At 54.0% G+C, this 339-nt stretch carries 1 protein-coding gene; it reads left to right on the top strand.

Annotated elements, in window-relative coordinates; genetic code table 11:
- A partial coding sequence (locus B3G15_RS06550; protein WP_290719277.1) for a hypothetical protein occupies nucleotides 1-339 on the top strand: 339 nt, incomplete at both ends.

The following is a 339-nucleotide window of genomic DNA, read 5'->3' as shown; positions in this document are numbered from 1 at the left end:
ATCGTTGATGAAGTCGCACGGGTCGAAGAAGCGGCGGAAGTCCAGGATGCAGAGGAAGCAGAATGGATGGCGTCTCTCATTGAACGCGGACAAAGTGTCAGTGATTACGTCCTGTCCGTTCCGATGGCACATGTCTTTGAAGGACAGCCCTTGTTGTACCTCTCGCTCTTACCGACTCGCCGGAGTGGAGTACCAGAAAGTGCGGCAATCCATTTCAGCATCAAACCGATTGCACCGTTCCATGGTCAGATGGAACGCCTGAAGCAAGAAGTCGAGCGATATCGTCGCGCGGATATGTGGATGGTCTTCTTAGCGAGTAACCGAGAACGTGCCGAGCGG

Source organism: Exiguobacterium sp. UBA1053 (assembly GCF_002316465.1).
GTDB classification, from domain to species: domain Bacteria; phylum Bacillota; class Bacilli; order Exiguobacteriales; family Exiguobacteriaceae; genus Exiguobacterium_A; species Exiguobacterium_A abrahamii.
The sequence above is the reverse complement of the archived record's forward strand: the minus strand, read 5'-3'. Positions and strand labels throughout refer to the sequence as shown.